The following is a 21,650-nucleotide window of genomic DNA, read 5'->3' on the forward strand; positions in this document are numbered from 1 at the left end:
CGGCACGGCACGGAGGTTCCGGAGTGGAAGGGGTGGAGTGAGATGGCCGAGGTCGCGACCGCGCGCCGCAGTCGGCTCACACCCGAGCGCGAGGCCGAGCTGTACAGGGCCGTGCTCGACCTGCTCCGCGAGGTCGGCTACGACGCCCTGACCATGGACGCCGTGGCCACCCGCACCCGGTCCAGCAAGGCCACGCTCTACCGCCAGTGGGGCGGCAAGGCCGAGCTGGTGGCGAAGGCGATCCGGTGCATGAAGCCGGGCGGCCTCGCCGACATCGACACCGGCTCCCTGCGGGGCGACTTCGTCGCGCTGGTGACCCGTGAGGACGACTGCCAGATCGAGCAGAACGTCGCGCTGATGCGCGGTCTCGCCATGGCGGTGCACGGCAACCCCGACCTGCTGCGGGCCTTCAAGGAGTTCGTGATCGAGCCCGAGCTGGAGGAGTTCCAGCGGGTCCTGGGGCGCGCCGTCGACCGGGGCGAGGTCCGCGCGGACAACCCCGCGATCGACTACGTCGTGCACATGATGCTCGGCGCGTTCGCGACCCGGGCCATGATCGACGAACTGCCGCCGACCCAGGCGTTCCTCATCTCGTACGTAGACGCCGTGATCCTCCCCGCTCTCGGCGTCCCGACCACCTGAGCACCCCCTCCTCCGTTACCACCTGACGCGAACCGCTCACGTCGTCGGGCCGATCAGCCGCGCTCCCCACCGCGCTGGTCACCCCTGCCCCGAACCACCCACGACCTGACCGGGAGACGCCCTCGTGGCCACGTTCCTGTACAAACTCGGCCGGCTCGCCTTCCGGCGACGGCACTTCGTCGCCCTGATCTGGGTGGCGCTGCTGACGCTCGCGGGCGTCGGCGCGGCAAGCGCCCCCACCGCCGGGTCCACCTCCTTCTCCATCCCGGGCACCGAGGCCCAGAAGGCCTTCGACCTGCTGGAGGAGCGGTTCCCCGGATCGAGCGCCGACGGCGCCACCGCCCGCGTCGTCTTCAAGGCCCCCGCGGGCGAGAAGATGACCGACGCGGAGCACGAGGCCACCGTCGGGGAGGCCGTCGACACGCTGTCCGACGGCTCCGAGGTCTCCTCCGTCACCGACCCCTACAAGGCGGACGCCGTCAGCGAGGACGGCACGATCGCCTACGCGCAGGTGCGGTACGACGTCTCCGGCATGGAGCTGGAGGAGTCCACCAAGGACGCCCTGCAGCAGACCGCCGAGGACGCCCGGGAGTCCGGGCTGACCGTCGAGATCGGCGGTGACGCCCTGCAGGCCGTGCCGGAGACCGGCACCGGCGAGATCATCGGCATCGCGGTCGCCGCGGTCGTCCTCGTCATCACCTTCGGCTCGCTGCTCGCGGCCGGGCTGCCGCTGCTCACCGCGCTCATCGGCGTCGGCATCGGCGTCGCCTCGATCACCGCGCTGTCCAGCACCCTCGACCTGGGCTCCACCACCTCCACGCTGGCCACGATGATCGGCCTCGCGGTCGGCATCGACTACGCGCTGTTCATCGTCTCCCGCTACCGGGCCGAACTCGCCGAGGGCCGGGAACGCGAGGAGGCGGCCGGACGGGCCGTCGGCACCGCGGGCTCCGCGGTGGTCTTCGCGGGCCTCACCGTCGTGATCGCCCTGGTCGGCCTCTCCGTCGTCAACATCCCGATGCTGACGAAGATGGGCATCGCCGCCGCGGGCACCGTCGCCATCGCCGTACTGATCGCCCTCACCATGATCCCGGCGCTGCTCGGCTTCGCGGGCCGCAAGGTGCGTCCCGCCGGGGAGAAGAGCAAGCTGCTGGGCGGCGGGCGCACCCCGAAGCGGCCGGGCCGGGCCAACATGGGCACCCGCTGGGCCAGCTTCGTCGTACGGCGCCCGGTCGCCGTCCTGCTGCTCGGCGTGCTCGGCCTCGGCGCCGCCGCCATCCCGGCCACCTCCCTGGAACTGGGGCTGCCCGACGACGGCTCCCAGCCGACGTCCACCACCCAGCGCCGCGCCTACGACCTGCTGTCCGACGGGTTCGGTCCCGGGTTCAACGGCCCGCTGATGGTCGTCGTCGACGCCGGGAACAGCGACGACGCGCAGGGCGTCTTCGACGACGTGGCCGAGGAGGTCGGCGACCTCGACGGGGTCGTGACGGCGATGCCGCCCGCGCCCAACAAGGCGGGCGACACCGCGACGATCACCGTGATCCCCGACTCCAAGCCGTCGTCGGTCACCACCGAGGACCTGGTGCACGCCATCCGCGACTCCGGGGCCGACACCAAGGCCGACACCGGCGCGGAGGTCCTGGTCACCGGCTCCACGGCGATGAACATCGACGTCTCCGAGAAGCTGAACGACGCGCTGCTGCCGTATCTGATCCTCGTCGTCGGCCTGGCGTTCCTGCTGCTGATCGTGGTCTTCCGGTCGATCCTCGTCCCGCTGAAGGCGGCGCTCGGCTTCCTCCTCAGCGTCATGGCGGCGCTGGGCGCGGTCGTCGCGGTCTTCCAGTGGGGCTGGCTGTCCGGCCTGATGGGCGTGGAGGAGACCGGCCCGGTGATGTCGATGATGCCGATCTTCATGGTCGGCGTGGTCTTCGGCCTCGCCATGGACTACGAGGTGTTCCTGGTGACCCGGATGCGGGAGGCGTACGTCCACGGCGAGAAGCCCTCGCAGGCCGTGGTGACCGGCTTCCAGCACGGCGCCCGGGTCGTGACGGCCGCCGCGGTCATCATGATCGCCGTCTTCTCCGGCTTCATCGGCTCCAGCGAGTCCATGGTCAAGATGATCGGCTTCGGCCTGGCGATCGCGGTCTTCTTCGACGCGTTCGTCGTCCGCATGGCCATCGTCCCGGCCGTCCTCGCCCTGCTCGGCCGCCGCGCCTGGTGGCTCCCGAAGTGGTTGGACCGCGTCCTGCCCAACGTGGACGTCGAGGGCGAGGGCCTGCGCGCCCACGCCGCTGCGGCGGACGCCGACCGCGATGACGACAAGGAGCTGGTACGCGCCTGACGTACCGCCTCCGAGAGAGACCAGCCGGTGAGGGTTCCGTGGGGACGGGGCGCCCTCACCGGCTTCCCTCCTTTGCGGCCGGATGCGTCCCGCCCGTCCCCGCGGGATCCCGGGACGTGGGTGTCCCCGCAGGTCAGGCGGGTGCGTGTCCCGAGATGGGGGAAGCGGGCGGGAGCCGATTGCGGCGCGGCCGGCGGACCGCGCAGACTCGGCACAGCGAATGGACGTCACGCTCCGTGCACGTCCCGTCACGTCCGCGTCACCTCGCGCCGAAAGGACACATCCTCATGACCCGTGTACGTACCGCCCTGCTCGCCGTGGCCGCCGCCACCGTCTCCGCGCTCGGCGTGGCCGCACCCGTCGTCGCGGCCCCCGCCACGTCCGTCCAGGCGGCCCCCGCCCAGGAGCGGGCCGCGGCGGGACTCGACGTCTACCGGGGCCGCTACCTCGGCTGGGCCGACTGCGACAAGGCGGGCCGCCAGGGCGTCGAGCGCGGCCACTGGGACCAGTACCAGTGCGCCGAGGGGCGCGTGTTCTGGCACCTGTGGACCAACCGCTGACCGACGGCCCGTCCGACCGGAACGGCACCCGCGACCGTGACAAGCGGTCGCGGGTGCCGTCCGCGCGCCGCTAGCGTGCCCGGCATGACCAAGGGAATCAGTCCCCGTTTCGCCGCGGCGCTCGACGAGTTGGGGCTCGGGGAGGTGGCCGCGCGGGTCCGGAGCTTCCCGGAGGCCACCCGCACCGCGGCCGAGGCCGCCGCCGCGATCGGGTGCGAGCTGAGCCAGATCTGCAAGTCGCTGGTCTTCGCCGCCGACGGGGCGCCCGTCCTGGTGCTCATGGACGGCGCCTCCCGGGTCGACGTGGCGCGGGTCCGGGCCGAGCTGCGCGTCGAGCAGGTCACCCGGGCCAGGGCCGACGTCGTACGCGAGACCACCGGGTACGCCATCGGCGGCGTACCGCCCTTCGGCCACCGCACCCGCACCCGCGTCCTCGCCGACCGGTCCCTGCTCGCCCACGACGTGGTGTGGGCGGCGGCCGGCACCCCGTTCACGGTGTTCCCGATGGAGCCCAAGGACCTGGTCACGCACGCGGGCGGCACCTTCGTGGACGTCCGCGAGCAGTAGCCGCACCGCGTAGATGCGTCCCCCCGGTGCGAGGGGCACCCTGGAAGCACGTACTCCGGAGGTGACCGTCATGACGATGCACACCACAGTGGGATGGCACGTGGAGCTGGAGTTCCGGGAGGACGACCAGCGCACACAGGCGGCGGCGCTGGTGCGGTTGCCGGACGGGTCCGAGGTACGGGCCCACGGCGGCGCCACCCGGCACCAGACGGACGCGAACCAGCCCAGGGTCGGCGAGGAGATCGCCGGGGCCCGCGCCCTCAACGAACTCGCCATGCGGCTGCTCACCAAGGCGCACGACGAGATCGACTCGGCGTCCGGCCGCACCTCGCACCCAATTCACGTGTAGGGGTCCCCGACCGGCGGAACGAGCGGCACGGTCCGACGGACGGATCAGTCCGGACGGCCGTGCCGACTCCTCTGACTGGCACCGGTCCCGCGCGGGGCACGACCCGCTGGAACCGGGCGCCGGGACGTCCACGACCGCCTCCTACCCGTGGGCGATCCCGCCGCGTTCCGGAAGGTGCGTGCCGTAGGGGGCATCAGGTGGCCGAGGGGGGACCGGAGCCGCCGGTCAGGACTCCCGCCCGGTCATCGCCCAGGCGATCTCCCGGAGCTGCCGGTACGCCTCCGCGGTGGGCTGCGCGCACGACAGCGACCGCAGCGCGTCGGCGACCTGGCGGCGGGCCTCGTCCTCCGCGGCCTGCCGCCCGCCCGCCTCCTCCACCAGTCGGCGGGCCAGCGCCACGTCCCGCTCGGTGAGCGGCTCCGCGGCGCCGTACAGGGCGCGCAGCCGCCGGGCGGCGGCGCCGTCCTGCTCCAGGGCCGCCACCACCGGCAGGGACTTCTTGCGGGCGGCCAGGTCGGCGCCGACCGGCTTGCCGCTGCGGGAGGTGCGCCCCCAGATGCCGAGGACGTCGTCCGCGCACTGGAACGCGACCCCGAGCCGCCGCCCGAACTGCCTCAGGCCCCGCACCTGTGCGTCGTCCGCCCCGGCCAGGGCGCCGCCCAGCGCGCAGGCGCAGCCCATCAGCGCGCCCGTCTTGCCCTCGGCCATGGTCAGGTACTGCGCCACCGTGACCTCGGGCGCGTTCTCGAAGACGACGTCGCTGCTCTGCCCCGCGACGAGTTCCATCAGCGCGTCGACGACCTCGCGGACGGCCGCCGTACCGCGTTCACCGGGCGCCCGCGCGGCCTCCCGCACCGCCGCGACCAGCAGGGCGTCGCCGGTGAGCACGGCGGCCGGGACGCCGAACACGGACCAGGCGGCGGGACGGTGGCGGCGCAGCGCGTCGCCGTCGATGACGTCGTCGTGGAGCAGGGTGAAGTCGTGGACGAGTTCCACGGCCACCGCGCCGGGCACCGCGGCGGACGCGGTGCCGCCGACCGCGACCGCGGAGAGCAGGGCCAGCGCGGGCCGCACCGACTTGCCGGTGCCCCGGCCGGTCTCGCTGGGGGTGCCGTCGGCCTCGCACCAGCCGCGGTGGTACCCGGCCACCCGCCGCTCGGCGGCCGGGAGCGCGGCCACGGCCGTCCTCAGGGCGGGGACCAGCAGTTCGTCGACCCAGTCGAGGCGCGGGAACGCCCCGGTCGGGGCCGAGTCGGTGACCTGCTGCACCATGCGCTGCTCCTCACGACTGCGAACGGGTGACGCGGCGGCGACCGACCGCGTGACAGGGGCCCCGCCAGTCAACCGGTTCCCCTCCGGGGGCGCGAACGCGCTGCGCCACCCGCGGGCATCGACCGCGAAATGATCACTGGGGCGGCGCAGCCCTACTACCGTGCGTCCAGCCGACAATCCGGCCGGGTCGCGCGTGCGAACGGCTAACCGAGGACCGCGCGCACCGCCCGCACCAGCGCCTGCGCCCGCTGGTCCGCCGTCACGCTGGTGCGGAAGCCGTTGGTGACATAGCCGAAGGCGACGCCCGCCGCCGGGTCGGCGAAGCCGAGGGCGCCGCCCCGGCCGGGGTGTCCGAAGGAGGCGGGGGACAGCAGCGGCGAGGCGGCGCCGTGCAGCATGTAGCCGAGGCCGAAGCGGGTGCCGACGACGAGGACCCGGTCGGGGCCCGCCGACTCCTCGCCCCGCGCCAGGGCGGCCGTCTCCGGCGTGAACAGCCGGGTGCCGCCGTCCACCTCCCCGATGAGGGCGGCGTAGAAGCGGGCGAGTCCGTCGGCGGTGGCGATACCGCCCGAGGAGGCCAGAGCGGCGGCGCGGTAGCCGGGGTCGTTCTCGTCGGGCGCCGGCGTGATCGCGGCGAAGGCGCGGCGGGTGAGGGAGGCGGGGTCGGCGTAGGCGTCGGCGACGGCACGCTTGGGCCGGGTCCTCAGGGCGCCGGACGTGGCGGGCGGCTCGGTCGGGCCCACCCGGCCCACGCGGGACGCCACCGCGTCCGGCAGCCCGAGCCACAGGTCGGCGCCGACCGGTGCGGCGATCTCGTCGGCGATCCAGGCACCGATCGGACGCCCGGTGACCCGGCGGACCAGCTCGCCGGTGAGCCAGCCGTAGGTGTGCGGGTGGTAGCCGTGGTCCGTCCCCGGCTCCCACACCGGCGCCTGCGCGGCGACCGCCGCCGCGCCCAGGTCCGGGTCGGCGGCCTCGGCCGGGGTCAGCGGACGGTCCAGGAGCGGCACCCCGGCGCGGTGCCCGAGCAGGTGCCGGACGAGGGTGCGTTCCTTGCCCGCCGCCTTGTACTCCGGCCACCACTCGCCGACCGGCGCGTCCAGGTCCAGCTCACCGCGCTGGTGCAGCAGCAACAGGACGGCGGCGGCGACGCCCTTGGTCGCGGAGCGCACGATCTGCGCGGTGCCGCGCTCCCAGGACGCGGTGCCGTCGACGTCCTTGACGCCGCCCCACAGGTCGACGACGCGGTGCCCGTCCCGGTAGACGGCGACGGCGGCGCCGCGCTCGCCGAGCGCCTGGAAGTTCCGCGCGAACGCCTCCCCGACCGGCTCGAAGCCGTCGGCCACCGTGCCGTGCACGTCCACGTCCCTACTCCGATCGTCCACTCGTCCGCCGGGCCGTCCCGCTGGCGACAGTGAGGGGAACACGGGCGCCGGTGCCGCGATTCCCCGGGGTGGTCACGCCCCCGCCGTCACCGACCGCGGGTCGAAGCCGAAGGGCAGCTCCAGGCGGTGCGCCCGCATCAGGGCGTCGTCGGAGAGCAGGGTGCCCGTCGGGCCGTCCGCGGCGATGACGCCGTCGCTCAGCACCAGGGAGCGCGGGCACAGTTCGAGGGCGTACGGCAGGTCGTGGGTGACCATCAGGACCGTGACGTCCAGCGCGCGCAGGATGTCGGCGAGTTCCCGGCGGGAGGCCGGGTCGAGGTTGGAGGACGGCTCGTCCAGGACGAGGATCTCCGGCTCCATCGCCAGCACGGTCGCCACCGCCACCCGCCGCCGCTGCCCGAAGGACAGGTGGTGCGGCGGGCGCTCCATGAACTCCGCCATGCCGACCTGCTCCAGGGCCCGCTCCACGCGCGCGTGCAGCTCCGCCCCCTTCAGCCCGGCCGCCGCGGGGCCGAAGGCGACGTCCTCGCGCACGGTCGGCATGAACAGCTGGTCGTCGGGGTCCTGGAAGACGATGCCGACCTTCTGCCGGATCGCGGCCATGTGCCGCCTGCCCACCGGCAGCCCGGCCACCGTCACCGACCCGGTGCCGCCGCCGAGGATGCCGTTGAGGTGCAGCACGAGCGTGGTCTTCCCGGCGCCGTTCGGACCGAGCAGCGCGACCCGCTCGCCGCGCTCGACACGGAAGTCCACGCCGAACAGGGCCTGGTGGCCGTCCGGGTAGGCGAAGGCGAGGCCGGAGACCTCCAGGGACGGGGGCGGTACGGGTGCGGTCACAGGGTCCATCCCAGCAGACATACGACGAGGGCGGCGACGGGCAGGGCGAAGGCGTGGGCCCACTGGGCGCGCGAGGCGGTCACCTCGTCGATGACCGGCATCGACCCGGCGTACCCCCGGCTCACCATCGCCAGGTGCACGCGCTCCCCGCGTTCGTAGGAGCGGATGAACAGCGCGCCCGCCGACTTGGCGAGCACGCCCCAGTGCCGGATGCCGCGCGCCTCGAAGCCGCGGGACTCGCGGGCGATCCGCATCCGCCGCATCTCGTCGGTGATGACGTCGCCGTACCGGATCATGAAGGAGGCGATCTGCACCAGCAGCGGGGGCAGCTTCAGGCGTTGCAGGCCGAGGAGGAGTTCGCGCAGTTCGGTGGTGGCGGCCAGCAGGACGGAGGTGGCGACGCCGAGGGTGCCCTTGGCCAGCACGTTCCAGGCGCCCCACAGCCCGCTGACGCTCAGCGACATGCCGAGCACCTCCACGCGCTCGCCCTCCGCGACGAACGGCAGGAGCACGGCGAACGCGACGAACGGCACCTCGATGAGCAGCCGCTTCAGCAGGAACCCGGGCGGCACGCGCGCCGCCCACGCCACCCCGGCGAGCAGCACGGCGTACAGCCCGAACGCCCACACCGCCTCGCGCGGCGTGGACACCACCACGACCACGAAGGCGAACGCGGCGGCCAGCTTGGTGTGCGGCGGCAGCCCGTGCACGGGGGAGTGCCCGTGCCGGTACAGCTTGTGCGCGTGCCCGGCTCCCATGTCAGACGCTCGTCGTGGTGGGGCTGGCGTCCGCCGTACGGCGCCTGCGGACCGCCCAGAACACGCCCGTGCCCGCGACGACCGTGACGCCGACGCCGAGCACGCCCGCGAGGCCGCCGGAGAGCCGGGTGTCGTCGACGTCCCTGACGCCGTAGTCGGCGAGCGGGGAGTCGGCCAGGCCGTGGTCCTCGGCCTTCTCGTCGATGCCGTGGTCGGCGGCGACCTTCTCCAGGCCGTCCGGGTCGGCGGAGGCGTAGAAGCTGACGAACCCGGCGAGCACCAGGGAGGCCGCCAGACCGGCGATCCACACCCGGCGCGGCGAGCGCGCGGCGACCGGCTCCGGCGCGGCGGCCGGGGCGTCGACGAGTTCGCCGTCGACCCGCAGCTTCAGCCGCTGCGTCAGCCCGCGCGCCCCGTACACCAGGTCCGGGCGTACGGCGATGACCGCGCCGACCGTGAGGGCGGTGATGGTGGCCTCGCCGAGGCCGATGAGGACGTGCACGCCGACCATGGCGGTGGCGACCTTGGTGAGGGAGACGTCGGTGGTGCCGCCCACCGCGTACAGCGCGGTGAACGCCAGCGCGGCGGCGGGCACCGACACCAGGGCGGCGGCGAAGGAGGCGACGGTGACGGTGCGGCGGGTGCGCGGCAGCACCTTCACCAGGCCGCGGAAGAGGCCGTAGGCGACGACGGTGGTGACGAGCGCCATGGTGGTGATGTTCACGCCGAGCGCGGTCAGTCCGCCGTCCGCGAAGAGGACCCCCTGCATCAGCAGGACGACGGACACGCACAGGACCCCGGTGTAGGGGCCGACGAGTATCGCGGCCAGCGCGCCGCCGAGCAGGTGTCCGCTGGTCCCGGCGGCGACCGGGAAGTTCAGCATCTGCACGGCGAAGATGAACGCGGCCACCAGCCCGGCCAGCGGCGCGGTGCGCTCGTCCAGTTCCTTGCGCGCGCCGCGCAGGCTCACCGCGATCGCGCCCGCGGCGAGCGCACCGGCGGCGGCGGAGGTGGGGGCGTCGATGAATCCGTCAGGTACGTGCACCGTTCGATGATAGAGGCTTAATGCGAACAGGTTGCAAGAGCGAGGTGGTCGTTGTCTCGCCGCACCGGAAAGGCTTTCCGCTGCCCGGCGGGCATGAAACGCGGATTGTGGGACATTGGGAGTGGAAGCGGATTCCTGGCTTTCCCATAGGTCACGCATGGTAAGGGGCCGTACGATGTCCGTAGTCGAAGAGTACGCGCGAGCCCAGATCGTCACGGACACCGACGACCAGGTGCCGACCGAGCGGGGGGCCGTACCGGTGGTCCTGCGCTACGACCCCGACCGCGACCCCCGCTCGGTGCGCATAGGTCTGCCGGGGCCGCACGAGTGGACCCTCTCGCGGTCCCTGCTGGAGCAGGGCCTGCGCACCCCCGTGGGCAGCGGGAGCGTGCGGGTGTGGCCGTGCGGGCGGGTGCAGGCCGTGGTGGAGTTCCACTCCGCGGGCGGGGTCTCGGTCGTCCAGTTCGAGTCCAAGACCCTGCTGCGCTTCCTCGGCCGCACCTACCAGGCCGCGGCGACGCCGGTCAGCCGCCCTGCCTGAGCAGGGCCGCCCGCCACGATCGGGCCCGCCGTGACACCGGTCAGCCGCCCTGCCTGAGCAGGGCCGCCACGATCGGGCCCGCCGTCTCGCCGCCGTGGCCGCCCGACTGCACCACACCGGCGGCGGCCAGGTCGTCCCGGTAGGCGGTGAACCAGCCGTTGGGCTTCTTCTGGTTGTCGACCTCGGCCGAGCCCGTCTTCGCGCCCACGTCACCGCCGACGCCCGCCATCGCCTCCGCCGCCGTGCCGTAGTCGGCCGTGTACGCCATCAGCTCCCGCAGCTGGGCGAGCGTGGCCGCGGACATCGTCCGGGAGGCCGTGGCCAGCGTGCGGTCGTCGACCGACGGGGCCACCAGGTACGGCTGGTGGAAGACGCCCGCCTTGACGGTCGCGGAGACCGACGCCATGTTCAGCGGGTTCATCCGGACCAGGCCCTGGCCGATCAGCGCGGCGCCCATCGGGGCGTCCGACGTCACCGGCACCGCCCCGTCGAAGGTGGGCACGCCGACCGCCCAGTTGTCCAGGCCGAGCCCGAACACCTGCTGCGCCTGCTTGGTCAGGTCGTCGTCCGCCAGCTCCGGCGCCTGGCTGATGAAGGCGGTGTTGCAGGAGCGGGCGAAGCTCGCCTTGAAGGTGCCGCCGTCGATCTTGAACTTGTCGTCGTTCTGGAACTTCCAGCCGCCGTACGTGAAGTACTTCGGGCACGGGTGCGGCCCGTTCACCGACGCCAGGCCCTTCTCCAGCAGCAGTGAGGCGCTGATCACCTTCATCGTGGAGCCGGGGGCCAGGGAGCCCTGGAAGGCGGTGTTGAAGCCGTGGGAGGAGTTCGCCACCGCGAGGATCTCGCCCGTCGACGGGCGCAGCACCACCACCGACGCCCGGTCCCGGGCGGCGACCTGCTGCTCGGCCGCCTTCTGGAGGGACGGGCTGAGGGTCGTCTTCACCTCGCCGGGCGTGCCCTCGCTCAGTTCGAGGAGCGTCTTGTCGGCGAGCTCGGCGGCCTCGTCGCCCTCGTCGGACTCGGCGTCGTCCTTCGCCGCCTCGCCGCGCACCACGCGCAGTTCGATGCCCGCCTTGCCCCCGGCCGTCTTGCCGTACTTCTCCCGCAGCCCGTCGAGGACCGGCCCGAGGGACGGGTAGGTGTCGGTGGTCAGCTCGCCGCCGTCCCGGTCCAGGGCGATCACCGGCGGGGTGCCCGCCTCGCCGGTCACCAGCCGGTCGCCGTCCTTCAGCTCCGGGTGCAGCACCGCGGGCGACCAGTCGACGACCGGCTCGCCGTCCGACTCCCGGCGTACGACGGTCAGCGCGCTGTCGTACGCCAGCGGCTTGCTGAGGTCGTCGAACACGACCGTGCCCTTGACGGCGAACGGCAGCCGCCCGCCCTCGCGGGTGCCCGGGGTGAGGGTGACGTCCTGGATGTGGGCGTCCTTGGCGTACCCGGTGAGCAGCGGCTTCGCCGCGTCCGGGGCGTCGGTCGCGGCGGCGGCCTTCGCGGCGTCGCCGTGCTGCCAGGCGGTGAGGAACGCCTTGGCGGCGGTGGTGACCTCGCGGGCGGTGAGCGGGCCCGTCTTCCTCGCCGTCCCGGTGGCGGCGACGGACGCGGTGGCCTCGCCCTCGCCGCCGCCGAACAGCGCCCAGGCGCCGATCCCGGCGCCGACCGCCGCCACGGCGATCACTCCGCCGACGACGACGGGCCGTCTTCTGCTCCGCCGCTCGGCGACGCGCCTTCTCTTGCCCACAGCTCCCTGTTCCTCCGCGCTCTTCCCGGCCCCGTGACCTGCCCGTACCTACTCCCCAACGACGGCATCACCCTAGAGTCCCGTCGCCCGGCCCCCCGGCAGGGGTGACGTCACCCGCCGGCCGTCCGGTTTCAGCCACCCGCCCGCAGTACGGCGGCCACGATCGGGCCCGCCGCGTCGCCGCCGTGGCCGCCCTCCTGGCTCATCGCGGCGGCGGCGATGTCGTCCCGGTAGCCGGTGAACCAGCTGTTGGCGGCCTCCTGCCCGTCGACCTCGGCGGACCCGGTCTTCGCCCCCTTCACGCCGGGCACCTGGGACATCACCGTGGCGGCGGTGCCGCTGGTCGCCGTGCGGTTCATCATGGCCCGCAGCTGCTGCACCGTCCCCGGGTCCAGGCCCCGCGCCTGCGCCAGCGGGCGGTCGTCGAGCTCCTGCGGGACGATCACCGGCTGCCGGAACGCGCCGGTGATCGCGGTGGCGGTGACGGACGCCATGTTCAGCGGGCTCATCTGCACCTGGCCCTGCCCGATCATGTTGGCCGCGGTGTCGGGCCCGCCGGACGCGGGGACCGAGCCGTCGAAGGACGGGATGCCGACCTTCCAGTTGTCCTTGCCGAGCCCGAAGCGCTCCTCGGCCTCCTTCGTGAGGGCGTCGACCCGCACCTCGTCGGCGTACTTCACGAAGGCGGTGTTGCAGGAGCGGGCGAAGCTCTCCGAGAGGGTCGCGTTCTCGTTGGGCGTCATACCGGTGAGGTTGTGGAAGGTCTGGCTCTGCCACACCGCCTCACTGGGGCACGGTGCCGGGCCGTTCATCGAGGTCAGCCCGGTGTCGATGAGCATGGCCGCGCTGACGACCTTCATGGTGGAGCCGGGCGCCAGCTTGCCGAGGAACGCCGCGTTGAAGCCGTCCTGGCGGTGGTTGGCGACCGCCAGCACCTCGCCGGTGCTCGGCTTGACCGCGACCACCGACGACTCGTCGTACTCCGTGACCGCCTTCTCGGCCGCCGCCTGCACGGGCGCGCTGAGCGTCGTGCGCAGCTTGCCGGGCTTGCCCTCGGCCAGCGTCAGCAGCGGGGTGTCGGCGGCGCCGGTGTTGGTGTGCTGGATCGCCAGCTCGACGCCGGGGGTGCCGCCCGTGGTGGAGCCGTACTTAGCGCGCAGCTCGTCGAGGATCGGCCCGAGCGAGGGGTACTTCTTCTTCGTCAGCACGGTGCCGTCGCGGTCGACGGCCTCGATCTGCGGGGCCGCCGCCTCGCCGGTGACCAGCAGGTCGCCCTCGCCCAGCTCCGGGTGGACCACGGAGGGCTGCCAGTCGACCAGCGCCCGCCCGGTGGTCTCCCCGCGCACCACGCTCAGCTCGCTGTCGTACGCCAGCTTCCCGCTCTCGCCCTCGTAGGTCACGGTCGCCTGGACCGAGAAGGGCACGGTGTCGCCGGTGGCCGTGCCCGGCGTGATCCTCACGTTCCCGATGTGCGCGGCCCGCGTGTAGGACGACAGCAGCGGCTCGGCCGCGACGGCGTTGTCGGTGAACCCGGCCGCCCGCCCGGCGTCGCCCTGCGCCCAGGCGGCGAAGAACTCCCGGGTGGTCTCCTCGACCTCGTCGGCGCTCGGCGGCCCGCTCCTCAGCTCGGCCCCCGCCGTGCCGCCGTCGTCGTCCAGCGCGGACACGAAGGTGTACGCGCCGTACCCCGCCCCCCCGATCATCACGGCGAAGACCCCGCCGATGACGGCGGCCCTTACCCCGTTCCCCATGCCCTGGTCCCTCCCCCTCGTGGACCTTCGACTGTAGGCGCCGGGGCTGGAGTGACGTGAGGGCTGTTCACGTCTGTTCTCGTATGGTGTCCGAACGGAGACCCCCGAAGGGCTCAGTACCAGGTCAGACCCACGTATCCAGCCACATACGTGAACGCCAGTCATCGATCGGGATCGCGGTGCCGGTGTACAGCGGGTGGAAGTAGATGAAGTTCCAGGCGATCAGCAGCACCAGCACGCCCGCGCCCGCCGCCCCCGCGACCCGTCGGGTGTCCCGGCTGCCGGGTGGGCCGAGGAGGGCGCCGACGAGCATGGCCAGCGCCAGGCAGAGGAACGGCACGAAGACGTCGGCGTAGAAGAAGAAGATCGTGCGCTCCTGGTAGCGGAGCCAGGGCAGATAGCCCGCCGCGACCCCGCAGGCGATCGCGCCCGCCCGCCAGTCCCGGCGGAACAGCCAGCGCCACAGCACGTACAGCAGGGCGACGCAGGCCGCCCACCACAGCATCGGCGTGCCCAGCGCCAGCACCTCGCGGGCGCACTTCTCGCCCGCGTCCACCGGGCAGCCGTCCGTGCCGGGCGCGGGGGACTCGTAGAAGTACGACACCGGGCGGCCCAGGACCAGCCAGCTCCACGGGTTGGACTCGTAGGTGTGCGGCGAGGACAGGCCCACGTGGAAGTCGTACACCTGGTGCTCGTAGTGCCACAGGCTCAGCCACCAGTCCGGGAACAGCCAGCTCCAGTCGCTGGAGCGGCCGTTCGCGGTGGCCCAGTCGCGGTAGTAGCCGCCGGAGCCGTCCGACGGGGAGAGGATCCAGCCGAGCCAGGAGAGGAGGTAGGTGGCGACGGCTACGGGGACCGTGGCCAGGAACGCCAGCCCCAGGTCGCGCCTGAGGACCGCCGGGTACGGGCGGTGCGCGCCCGCCACCCGCCGCGTCCCGACGTCCCACAGCACCGTCAGCACGCAGAACGCCGCCAGCACGTACAGGCCGTTCCACTTGGTGCCGATCGCCAGGCCCAGCATCAGGCCCGCCGCCCAGCGCCACGGCCGCCACCCCAGCCAGGTCGTCTCGGCCACGTACGCGTCCGGGCGGACCAGGCCGTCCTCGTCGACCGGCAGCTCCGCGGCCAGTCGCTCCCGCGCCCGGTCCCGGTCGACCAGCAGACAGCCGAACGCCGCCAGCACGAAGAACATCAGCACGCTGTCCAGCAGCGCGGTGCGGCTCATCACGAAGTGCAGCCCGTCCAGCGCCAGCAGCGCGCCCGCCAGACAGCCCAGGAACGTGGAGTGGAACAGCCGCCGCCCGATCCGGCAGACCAGGAGGACGGAGAGGGTGCCGAGCAGGGCGGGCATGAAACGCCAGCCGAACGGGTCGAAGCCGAAGACCAGCTCCCCGAGCCCGATGACGTACTTGCCGACCGGCGGGTGCACGACGTACGCCGCGTCCGTCGGGATCGGCACGTTCCCGCCCGAGGACAGGATCAGGTCGTTGGCGTTCTTGTCCCAGTTGACCTCGAAGCCGCGGTGGATGATCGCCCAGGCGTCCTTGGCGTAGTACGTCTCGTCGAATATCACCGCCTTCGGGCTGCCCAGGTTCCAGAACCGCAGCACCCCCGCGAACAGCGTCACCAGCAGCGGACCGCCCCAGCCCGACCAGCGCGCGATCCGCTCGGCCAGCGTCTTCCGCACCCCGAGCGCCGCCCACAGCCGCGGACCCGGCGCCGCGTACGGCGGCACCAGGCGGTCACCGACGTCACCGCCGCGCGGGCCGCCCGGGTGGTCCTGGGGGCCCTGGTAGCCGAACCGGCGCAGCCGCCGCTGCCAGGGCGTCCGTTGGTCGTGCGGGGCCTGGTCCTGACGGGTGTCCGTGGAGGACGCGGTACTGGTCACCGCGCCATCGTAGGGAACGCGTCTGTGCGAGTCCCGCGCATGGGGGCACGGGGCCGGTTGCGTCCGGATATCAGGCGCATCGCCGGGGCTGGGAGGATGGGGACGTGACTGGAACCCTCGTACTGGCAGGTACCCCCATCGGCGCCATCGCGGACGCCCCGCCCCGGCTCGCCGAGGAGCTGACGGCCGCCGACGTGGTCGCCGCCGAGGACACCCGGCGGCTGCGCCGGCTGACGCAGGCCCTCGGGGTGACGACCAAGGGGCGCGTCGTCTCCTACTTCGAGGGCAACGAGGCCGCCCGCACCCCCGAGCTGGTCGAGGAGCTGGCGGGCGGCGCGCGCGTGCTGCTCGTCACCGACGCCGGGATGCCGTCCGTGTCCGACCCCGGTTACCGGCTGGTCGCCGCCGCGGTGGAGCGGGACATCCGGGTCACCGCCGTACCCGGGCCGTCGGCCGTGCTCACCGCGCTCGCCCTGTCCGGGCTGCCCGTCGACCGGTTCTGCTTCGAGGGGTTCCTGCCCCGGAAGGCCGGGGAGCGGCTGGCACGGCTCCGCGAGGCCGCCGCCGAGCGCCGCACCCTCGTCTACTTCGAGGCCCCGCACCGGCTCGACGACACCCTCGCCGCGATGGCCGAGGTGTTCGGCGGGGAGCGGCGGGCCGCCGTGTGCCGGGAGCTGACCAAGACGTACGAGGAGGTACGGCGCGGTCCCCTCGACGAGCTGGCGGCGTGGGCGGCCGAGGGCGTGCGCGGGGAGATCACCGTGGTGGTGGAGGGGGCGCCGGAGAAGGGGGCCGAGGAGGTCGGGCCGGAGGAGCTGGTGCGGCGGGTGCGGGTGCGGGAGGAGGCCGGGGAGCGGCGCAAGGAGGCGATCGCGGCGGTGGCGGTGGAGGCGGGTGTGCCGAAGCGGGTCGTTTTCGACGCGGTGGTGGCGGCCAAGAGATCACCGTGAGCGGGCGCGGGTCCGTGGGGGCCGGTCGCGCGGTTCCCCACGCCCCTGGGCGGGTTGGGCCATGCGTCGGTAAAAGGGGGGCCGCGTAGGGCAAGGGCGGCTCAAATCCCGGGCAATACTGCGTACTTGACGTGCTCGGCGCTGCTGTCTGGGCATCCACTGGGCGGGGGACGAAACGTCCTCCAGTGGATCAAACGGGAGCTGCCATGAGCGAGATCGCTGTCGGGTACGAGGCGTACTCCTTCGCCTGTATGCGCTGCGGGCACGGCTGGGAACAGGCGTACGAGATCGAGCACCACACGGACGCGCGGGGACACGAGTTCGTGCAGTACGTCGTCGACGGGCACGTCGTTCCGTCGCCGCTGAGCCGTCCCGTGTGCGCCAACTGCGACGGGCACCTGGTGCGGATCATGCGGCCGGGCCGGGTGTCGTCGGCGCTGCGTGCCGTCGCGGGCGGCCAGCGCCGGGAACCGAGGCACTGGCCGCTGTCCGGGCTGCTGCACCCCTTCCAGCGCCGGGCCAGCTGAGACGGGACGGCGGGGGCACCCACGCCACTTCCGTAGGATCGGGACATGCCTTCCCGTGACGCCGAAGCCCCGCCCCTGCCGCAACCCCTGAGGGTCCCGGTCGCCGACTCCCACACCCACCTCGACATGCAGTCCGGCACGGTGGCCGAGGCACTGGAGAAGGCCGCCTCGGTCGGCGTCACCACCGTCGTCCAGGTCGGCTGCGACCTCGACGGCTCCCGCTGGGCGGCCGACACCGCGGCGGCGTACGACAGCGTCCACGCGGCCGTCGCCCTGCACCCCAACGAGGCCCCGCGCATCGTCCACGGCGACCCCGACGGATGGTCCCGGCAGGGCGCCCGCGCACCCGGCGGCGACAGCGCCCTCGACGACGCGCTCGCCGAGATCGACCGGCTGGCCGCGCTGCCCCAGGTCAAGGCGGTCGGCGAGACCGGCCTCGACTACTTCCGCACCGGGCCGGAGGGCAAGGACGCGCAGGAACGCTCCTTCCGCGCCCACGTCGAGATCGCCAAACGGCACGGCAAGGCCCTCGTCATCCACGACCGCGACGCCCACGCGGACGTCCTGCGCGTGCTGAAGGAGGAGGGCGCGCCCGAGCGGACCGTCTTCCACTGCTACTCCGGCGACGCCGAGATGGCCGAGGTGTGCGCCCGCGCGGGCTACTACATGTCCTTCGCGGGCAACGTCACCTTCAAGAACGCCCGGCACCTGCGGGACGCGCTCGCGGTGGCCCCGCCGGAGCTGGTCCTGGTGGAGACGGACGCCCCCTTCCTGACCCCGGCGCCGTACCGGGGACGGCCCAACGCGCCCTACCTGGTCCCGGTGACCGTGCGCGCGATGGCCGCCGTACGCGGCGTCGACGAGGACACGCTGGCGGCGGCGCTCGGCGCGAACACGGCCCGCGCGTTCCACTACTGATCCCGTGTTCCCGTACTCCGTGTAGCCGCGTCGCTTTGGAGAGTGACCGACGCTCCGCTAGGTTCTGGCCCCGATCCGGACCCACCCCTTCGGACGCCACCGGCCCTTGGAGCGTGTCGGCAATGAGCAGTACGCAGTACGGGACGCCGTACGAGGCATCTGTCGAGACGGTGTACCTGCCCCCGCAGCAGACGCGTACCGACACCGGCGCGCGGCGGCCCACCTCGCACCGGCGCGGCGCCCGGCCCCGCGCGGCACGCCCCGAGGGGTCGGTGCGGCGGCTGCTGCCGAGGGCGCTGGTGGTGGCGTTCCTCGCGGGCGGGACCACCGCGTTCGTCGCCGAGGACAAGGCGGTCGAACTGAACGTCGACGGGCAGCCGCGGCGGCTGCACACCTTCGCCGACGACGTCACCGAACTCCTCACCGACGAGGGCGTCGACCTCGGCGCCCACGACGTGGTCGCCCCCGGCCCCGGCGAGCGGATCGCCAGCGGCGACGAGGTCGAGGTGCGCTACGGGCGCCCCCTGCGGCTCACCCTCGACGGGGAGCGGCGCGAGGTGTGGACGACGGCGCGCACGGTCGAGGGCGCGCTCCGGCAGTTCGGGGTACGGCCGCAGGGCGCGTACGTCTCCACACCGACCGCCCGGCGCATCGGACGGGCCGGGCTCACCCTCGACGTCCGCACCGAGCGCACGGTCACCGTCATGGCCGACGGGCGGGCCCGCACCGTCCGCACCAACGCCGCGACCGTGCGGGAGGTCGTCGGGGAGGCGGGGGTCACGCTGCGCGGGCAGGACACCACCTCGGTGCCGCCGGAGAGCTTCCCGCGCGACGGGCAGACCGTCACCGTGCTGCGCATCACGCGCGGGCGGGAGGTGCGGGACGAGGAGATCCCGTTCGAGGAACGGCGGGTGCCCGACCCCATGGTGTTCGAGGGCACGGAGCTCGTGGAGCAGGCGGGTGAGCCGGGGCTGAGACGCGTCACCTACCTCCTCAGGACGGTCAACGGGGTCAGGCAGCAGCCGCGGCGGATCAGGTCCGAGGTGGTGCGGGAGCCGCGCGAGCGGGTGGTGAAGGTCGGCACGCGCCCCCTGCCGTCGTCCGTCGCGGGCGCCGACCACCTGAACTGGGAGGGCCTCGCGGCCTGCGAGTCGGGCGGACGCCCGGACGCGGTGGACGCCTCCGGGACGTACGGCGGCCTGTACCAGTTCGACACCCACACCTGGCACACCCTCGGCGGCCACGGCCGCCCCCAGGACGCCCCGGCCGCGGAACAGACCTACCGCGCGAAGAAGCTCTACGTCCGCCGTGGCACGGCACCCTGGCCGCACTGCGGGTCCCGGTTGCAGGGGTGAGCGGCACCGGCGGCCCCCCGCCCACCCGTACCCTTGTCCCGTGAGCAGCCCCACCCCCGACGCCCTGCTGGGCCCCGCCGACGTACGTGAGCTGGCGGCGGCCCTCGGCGTACGCCCCACCAAGCAGCGCGGTCAGAACTTCGTGATCGACGCCAACACCGTCCGCCGCATCGTCCGCACCGCGGGGGTCACGGCCGACGACAACGTCGTGGAGGTGGGTCCGGGCCTCGGCTCCCTCACCCTCGCGCTGCTGGAGGCCGCCGCGCACGTCACCGCCGTGGAGATCGACGACGTGCTCGCCGCCGCGCTCCCCGCCACCATCGCCGCCCGGCTGCCCGGCCGCGCCGACCGCTTCGCGCTGGTCCACTCGGACGCCATGCGGGTCACCGAGCTGCCCGGCCCCGCCCCCACCACCCTCGTCGCGAACCTGCCGTACAACGTGGCCGTCCCGGTGCTGCTGCACATGCTGGAGACGTTCCCCAGCATCGAGCGCACCCTCGTCATGGTGCAGTCCGAGGTCGCCGACCGCCTCGCCGCCACCCCCGGCTCCAAGGTGTACGGCGTCCCGTCCGTCAAGGCCAACTGGTACGCCGACGTGAAGCGCGCCGGTGCCATCGGACGCAACGTCTTCTGGCCCGCCCCGAACGTCGACAGCGGCCTGGTCGCGCTCACCCGCCGCGCCGAGCCGGTCAAGACGACCGCGAGCAGGCGCGAGGTCTTCGCCGTCGTCGACGCGGCGTTCGCCCAGCGCCGCAAGACGCTGCGCGCCGCGCTCGCCGGGTGGGCCGGTTCCGCGGCGGCGGCCGAGGCGGCGCTGGTCGCGGCGGGCGTCTCCCCGCAGGCCCGCGGCGAGTCCCTGACGGTCGAGGAGTTCGCCCGCGTCGCCGAGCACGGCGCGGCACCCGCCCAGCACGAGGAGCCCGGTCAGCAGTGAGCGTCACCGTACGCGTTCCCGCCAAGGTCAACGTCCAGCTCGCGGTCGGCGCCGCCCGGCCCGACGGCTTCCACGACCTGGCCAACGTCTTCCTCGCGGTCGGCCTGTACGACGAGATCACCGTGGCCCCGGCCGCCCCCGGCGACGGCGTCCACGTCACCTGCGACGGCCCCGACGCCGCCCTCGTCCCCCTGGACGGCACCAACCTCGCCGCCCGCGCCGCCGAGGCCCTCGCCGCCCGCTACGGCCGTACGCCGGACGTACGCGTCCACATCGCCAAGGACATCCCCGTCGCGGGCGGCATGGCGGGCGGCAGCGCGGACGGCGCGGGCGCGCTGGTCGCCTGCGACGCGCTGTGGGGGACGGACGCCCCGCGCCGTGAGCTCCTCGACATCTGCGCCGAGTTGGGCAGCGACGTGCCGTTCAGCCTGCTCGGCGGGGCCGCGCTCGGCACCGGCCGGGGCGAGAAGCTGACGGCGCTGGACGTCGGCGGCGTCTTCCACTGGGTGTTCGCGATGGCGGACCGGGGCCTGTCCACCCCGGCGGTGTTCCGCGAGTTCGACCGCCTCGCCGAGGGCCGGGACGTGCCCGCGCCGGTCGCCTCCCGCCCCCTGCTCGACGCGCTGGCCAAGGGCGACCCGGACGCGCTCGCCGCCGCCGTCTCCAACGACCTCCAGCCCGCCGCGCTCTCCCTCTTCCCCGCCCTCGCCGACACCCTCGCCGCGGGCACCGCCGCGGGCGCGCTGGCCGCGCTGGTCTCCGGGTCGGGACCGACCACCGCCTTCCTCGCCCGCGACGCCGAGTCGGCGCTGAAGGTCGCGGACGTGTTGCGGGCGTCCGGGACGTGCCGCACGGTACGCACGGCGTCGGGCCCGGCGCGCGGGGCGACGGTCACGTCCTGACCCTCGTCGGCGGGGCCGTCTGATCAGCCCCTGGCGGTCTCCTCGCCCACCCACGCCAGGTAGGCGGGGCTGCCGTGGGTGACGGGGGTGGCGATGATCTCCGGGGTGTCGTAGTCGTGCGCCTGCCTGATGTGCGCCTCCAGCTCCGGGTACCGGTCGGCGGTCGTCTTGTAGAGCACCCGCCACTCGTCGTCCGTGCGCACCGCGCCCTCCCACCGGTAGACGCTGGTGATCGGCCCGTCGATCTGCGCGCAGGCCGCCACCCCGGCCTCGACCGCGCTGGCGGCCAGGGCCCGGGCCTTCTCGGCGGTGTCGGTCGTGGTCAGGACGGTCAGGTACGCGGCCACGCTCGGTCTCCTTCGTACGGCGTCCCCCAGACCGTACCCA

General features: G+C 73.8%; 21 protein-coding genes. 12 read left to right on the plus strand and 9 right to left on the minus strand.

The window, feature by feature from the left end:
- The first annotated feature begins 42 nt into the window (after positions 1–42).
- From ABZ659_RS10130 to ABZ659_RS10150, 5 genes are all read left to right on the plus strand, one after another.
- The gene (locus ABZ659_RS10130) at positions 43–642 is read left to right on the plus strand and encodes a TetR/AcrR family transcriptional regulator (protein WP_360215852.1); all 600 of its coding nucleotides are present in this window, start codon (positions 43–45) and stop codon (positions 640–642) included.
- A 124-nt stretch (positions 643–766) separates the two neighbouring features.
- Positions 767–2,986, plus strand: coding sequence for an MMPL family transporter (locus tag ABZ659_RS10135; RefSeq protein ID WP_360215855.1), 2,220 nt, complete (start codon positions 767–769; stop codon positions 2,984–2,986).
- A gap of 287 nt (positions 2,987–3,273) precedes the next feature.
- Positions 3,274–3,546, plus strand: a complete 273-nt coding sequence (locus ABZ659_RS10140; RefSeq protein WP_360215858.1) for a hypothetical protein — start codon at positions 3,274–3,276, stop codon at positions 3,544–3,546.
- Positions 3,547–3,630: 84 nt separating this feature from the next.
- Positions 3,631–4,113, plus strand: a complete 483-nt coding sequence (locus ABZ659_RS10145; protein WP_360215860.1) for a YbaK/EbsC family protein — start codon at positions 3,631–3,633, stop codon at positions 4,111–4,113.
- Positions 4,114–4,183: 70 nt separating this feature from the next.
- The gene (locus ABZ659_RS10150) at positions 4,184–4,462 is read left to right on the plus strand and encodes a DUF1876 domain-containing protein (RefSeq protein ID WP_360215863.1); all 279 of its coding nucleotides are present in this window, start codon (positions 4,184–4,186) and stop codon (positions 4,460–4,462) included.
- Between the two features lie 225 nt (positions 4,463–4,687).
- Here the strand turns inward: ABZ659_RS10150 and ABZ659_RS10155 are convergent, their stop codons facing one another.
- The 5 genes from ABZ659_RS10155 to ABZ659_RS10175 all read right to left on the minus strand — a co-directional run bounded on the left by ABZ659_RS10155 (position 4,688) and on the right by ABZ659_RS10175 (position 9,759).
- Positions 4,688–5,734: a polyprenyl synthetase family protein gene (locus ABZ659_RS10155; RefSeq protein WP_360215866.1), complete on the minus strand. Its 1,047-nt coding sequence runs from the start codon at positions 5,732–5,734 to the stop codon at positions 4,688–4,690.
- 203 nt (positions 5,735–5,937) lie between these two features.
- Positions 5,938–7,098 (minus strand): serine hydrolase domain-containing protein, encoded by a 1,161-nt coding sequence (locus ABZ659_RS10160; protein ID WP_360215869.1) that lies wholly within the window; start codon positions 7,096–7,098, stop codon positions 5,938–5,940.
- Between the two features lie 93 nt (positions 7,099–7,191).
- Positions 7,192–7,965: an ABC transporter ATP-binding protein gene (locus ABZ659_RS10165; protein ID WP_360215872.1), complete on the minus strand. Its 774-nt coding sequence runs from the start codon at positions 7,963–7,965 to the stop codon at positions 7,192–7,194.
- Complete coding sequence (cbiQ, locus tag ABZ659_RS10170) at positions 7,953–8,714, minus strand: cobalt ECF transporter T component CbiQ (RefSeq protein ID WP_360215875.1); 762 nt, start codon at positions 8,712–8,714, stop codon at positions 7,953–7,955. The genes ABZ659_RS10165 and cbiQ overlap by 13 nt, the downstream gene beginning before the upstream one ends.
- A 1-nt stretch (position 8,715) precedes the next feature.
- The gene (locus tag ABZ659_RS10175) at positions 8,716–9,759 is read right to left on the minus strand and encodes an energy-coupling factor ABC transporter permease (protein WP_360215878.1); all 1,044 of its coding nucleotides are present in this window, start codon (positions 9,757–9,759) and stop codon (positions 8,716–8,718) included.
- Positions 9,760–9,934: 175 nt separating this feature from the next.
- Between ABZ659_RS10175 and ABZ659_RS10180 the strand changes: the two genes are divergently transcribed.
- A complete protein-coding gene (locus ABZ659_RS10180) occupies positions 9,935–10,300 on the plus strand; it encodes an SsgA family sporulation/cell division regulator (RefSeq protein ID WP_360215881.1) in 366 nt (121 codons plus the stop codon).
- A gap of 40 nt (positions 10,301–10,340) precedes the next feature.
- Here the strand turns inward: ABZ659_RS10180 and ABZ659_RS10185 are convergent, their stop codons facing one another.
- From ABZ659_RS10185 to ABZ659_RS10195, 3 genes are all read right to left on the minus strand, one after another.
- Entirely contained in the window at positions 10,341–12,038 is a 1,698-nt protein-coding gene (locus ABZ659_RS10185; RefSeq protein WP_360215884.1) for a penicillin-binding transpeptidase domain-containing protein, read from the minus strand.
- Between the two features lie 131 nt (positions 12,039–12,169).
- Complete coding sequence (locus ABZ659_RS10190; RefSeq protein ID WP_360215887.1) at positions 12,170–13,789, minus strand: penicillin-binding transpeptidase domain-containing protein; 1,620 nt, start codon at positions 13,787–13,789, stop codon at positions 12,170–12,172.
- A 124-nt stretch (positions 13,790–13,913) separates the two neighbouring features.
- Positions 13,914–15,677: a phospholipid carrier-dependent glycosyltransferase gene (locus ABZ659_RS10195; RefSeq protein WP_360215890.1), complete on the minus strand. Its 1,764-nt coding sequence runs from the start codon at positions 15,675–15,677 to the stop codon at positions 13,914–13,916.
- A 104-nt stretch (positions 15,678–15,781) separates the two neighbouring features.
- Between ABZ659_RS10195 and rsmI the strand changes: the two genes are divergently transcribed.
- The 6 genes from rsmI (at position 15,782) to ABZ659_RS10225 (ending at position 21,263) form a co-directional block, all read left to right on the plus strand.
- The gene (gene rsmI, locus ABZ659_RS10200) at positions 15,782–16,627 is read left to right on the plus strand and encodes a 16S rRNA (cytidine(1402)-2'-O)-methyltransferase (RefSeq protein WP_360215893.1); all 846 of its coding nucleotides are present in this window, start codon (positions 15,782–15,784) and stop codon (positions 16,625–16,627) included.
- Between the two features lie 206 nt (positions 16,628–16,833).
- The gene (locus tag ABZ659_RS10205; RefSeq protein WP_360215896.1) at positions 16,834–17,154 is read left to right on the plus strand and encodes a hypothetical protein; all 321 of its coding nucleotides are present in this window, start codon (positions 16,834–16,836) and stop codon (positions 17,152–17,154) included.
- A gap of 45 nt (positions 17,155–17,199) precedes the next feature.
- Positions 17,200–18,072 (plus strand): TatD family hydrolase, encoded by an 873-nt coding sequence (locus ABZ659_RS10210; protein WP_360215899.1) that lies wholly within the window; start codon positions 17,200–17,202, stop codon positions 18,070–18,072.
- Positions 18,073–18,194: 122 nt separating this feature from the next.
- Positions 18,195–19,427: a ubiquitin-like domain-containing protein gene (locus ABZ659_RS10215; protein ID WP_360215902.1), complete on the plus strand. Its 1,233-nt coding sequence runs from the start codon at positions 18,195–18,197 to the stop codon at positions 19,425–19,427.
- A 40-nt stretch (positions 19,428–19,467) separates the two neighbouring features.
- A complete protein-coding gene (gene rsmA, locus ABZ659_RS10220) occupies positions 19,468–20,361 on the plus strand; it encodes a 16S rRNA (adenine(1518)-N(6)/adenine(1519)-N(6))-dimethyltransferase RsmA (protein ID WP_360215905.1) in 894 nt (297 codons plus the stop codon).
- Entirely contained in the window at positions 20,358–21,263 is a 906-nt protein-coding gene (locus ABZ659_RS10225) for a 4-(cytidine 5'-diphospho)-2-C-methyl-D-erythritol kinase (RefSeq protein ID WP_360215908.1), read from the plus strand. The genes rsmA and ABZ659_RS10225 overlap by 4 nt, the downstream gene beginning before the upstream one ends.
- A 23-nt stretch (positions 21,264–21,286) precedes the next feature.
- Here ABZ659_RS10225 and cutA read toward each other — a convergent pair whose 3' ends face one another.
- A complete protein-coding gene (cutA, locus tag ABZ659_RS10230) occupies positions 21,287–21,610 on the minus strand; it encodes a divalent-cation tolerance protein CutA (RefSeq protein WP_360215911.1) in 324 nt (107 codons plus the stop codon).
- Positions 21,611–21,650 lie beyond the last annotated feature (40 nt).

It is taken from the genome of Streptomyces sp. NPDC006997, assembly GCF_040635175.1.
In the GTDB taxonomy this organism is placed as follows: Bacteria; Actinomycetota; Actinomycetes; order Streptomycetales; family Streptomycetaceae; genus Streptomyces.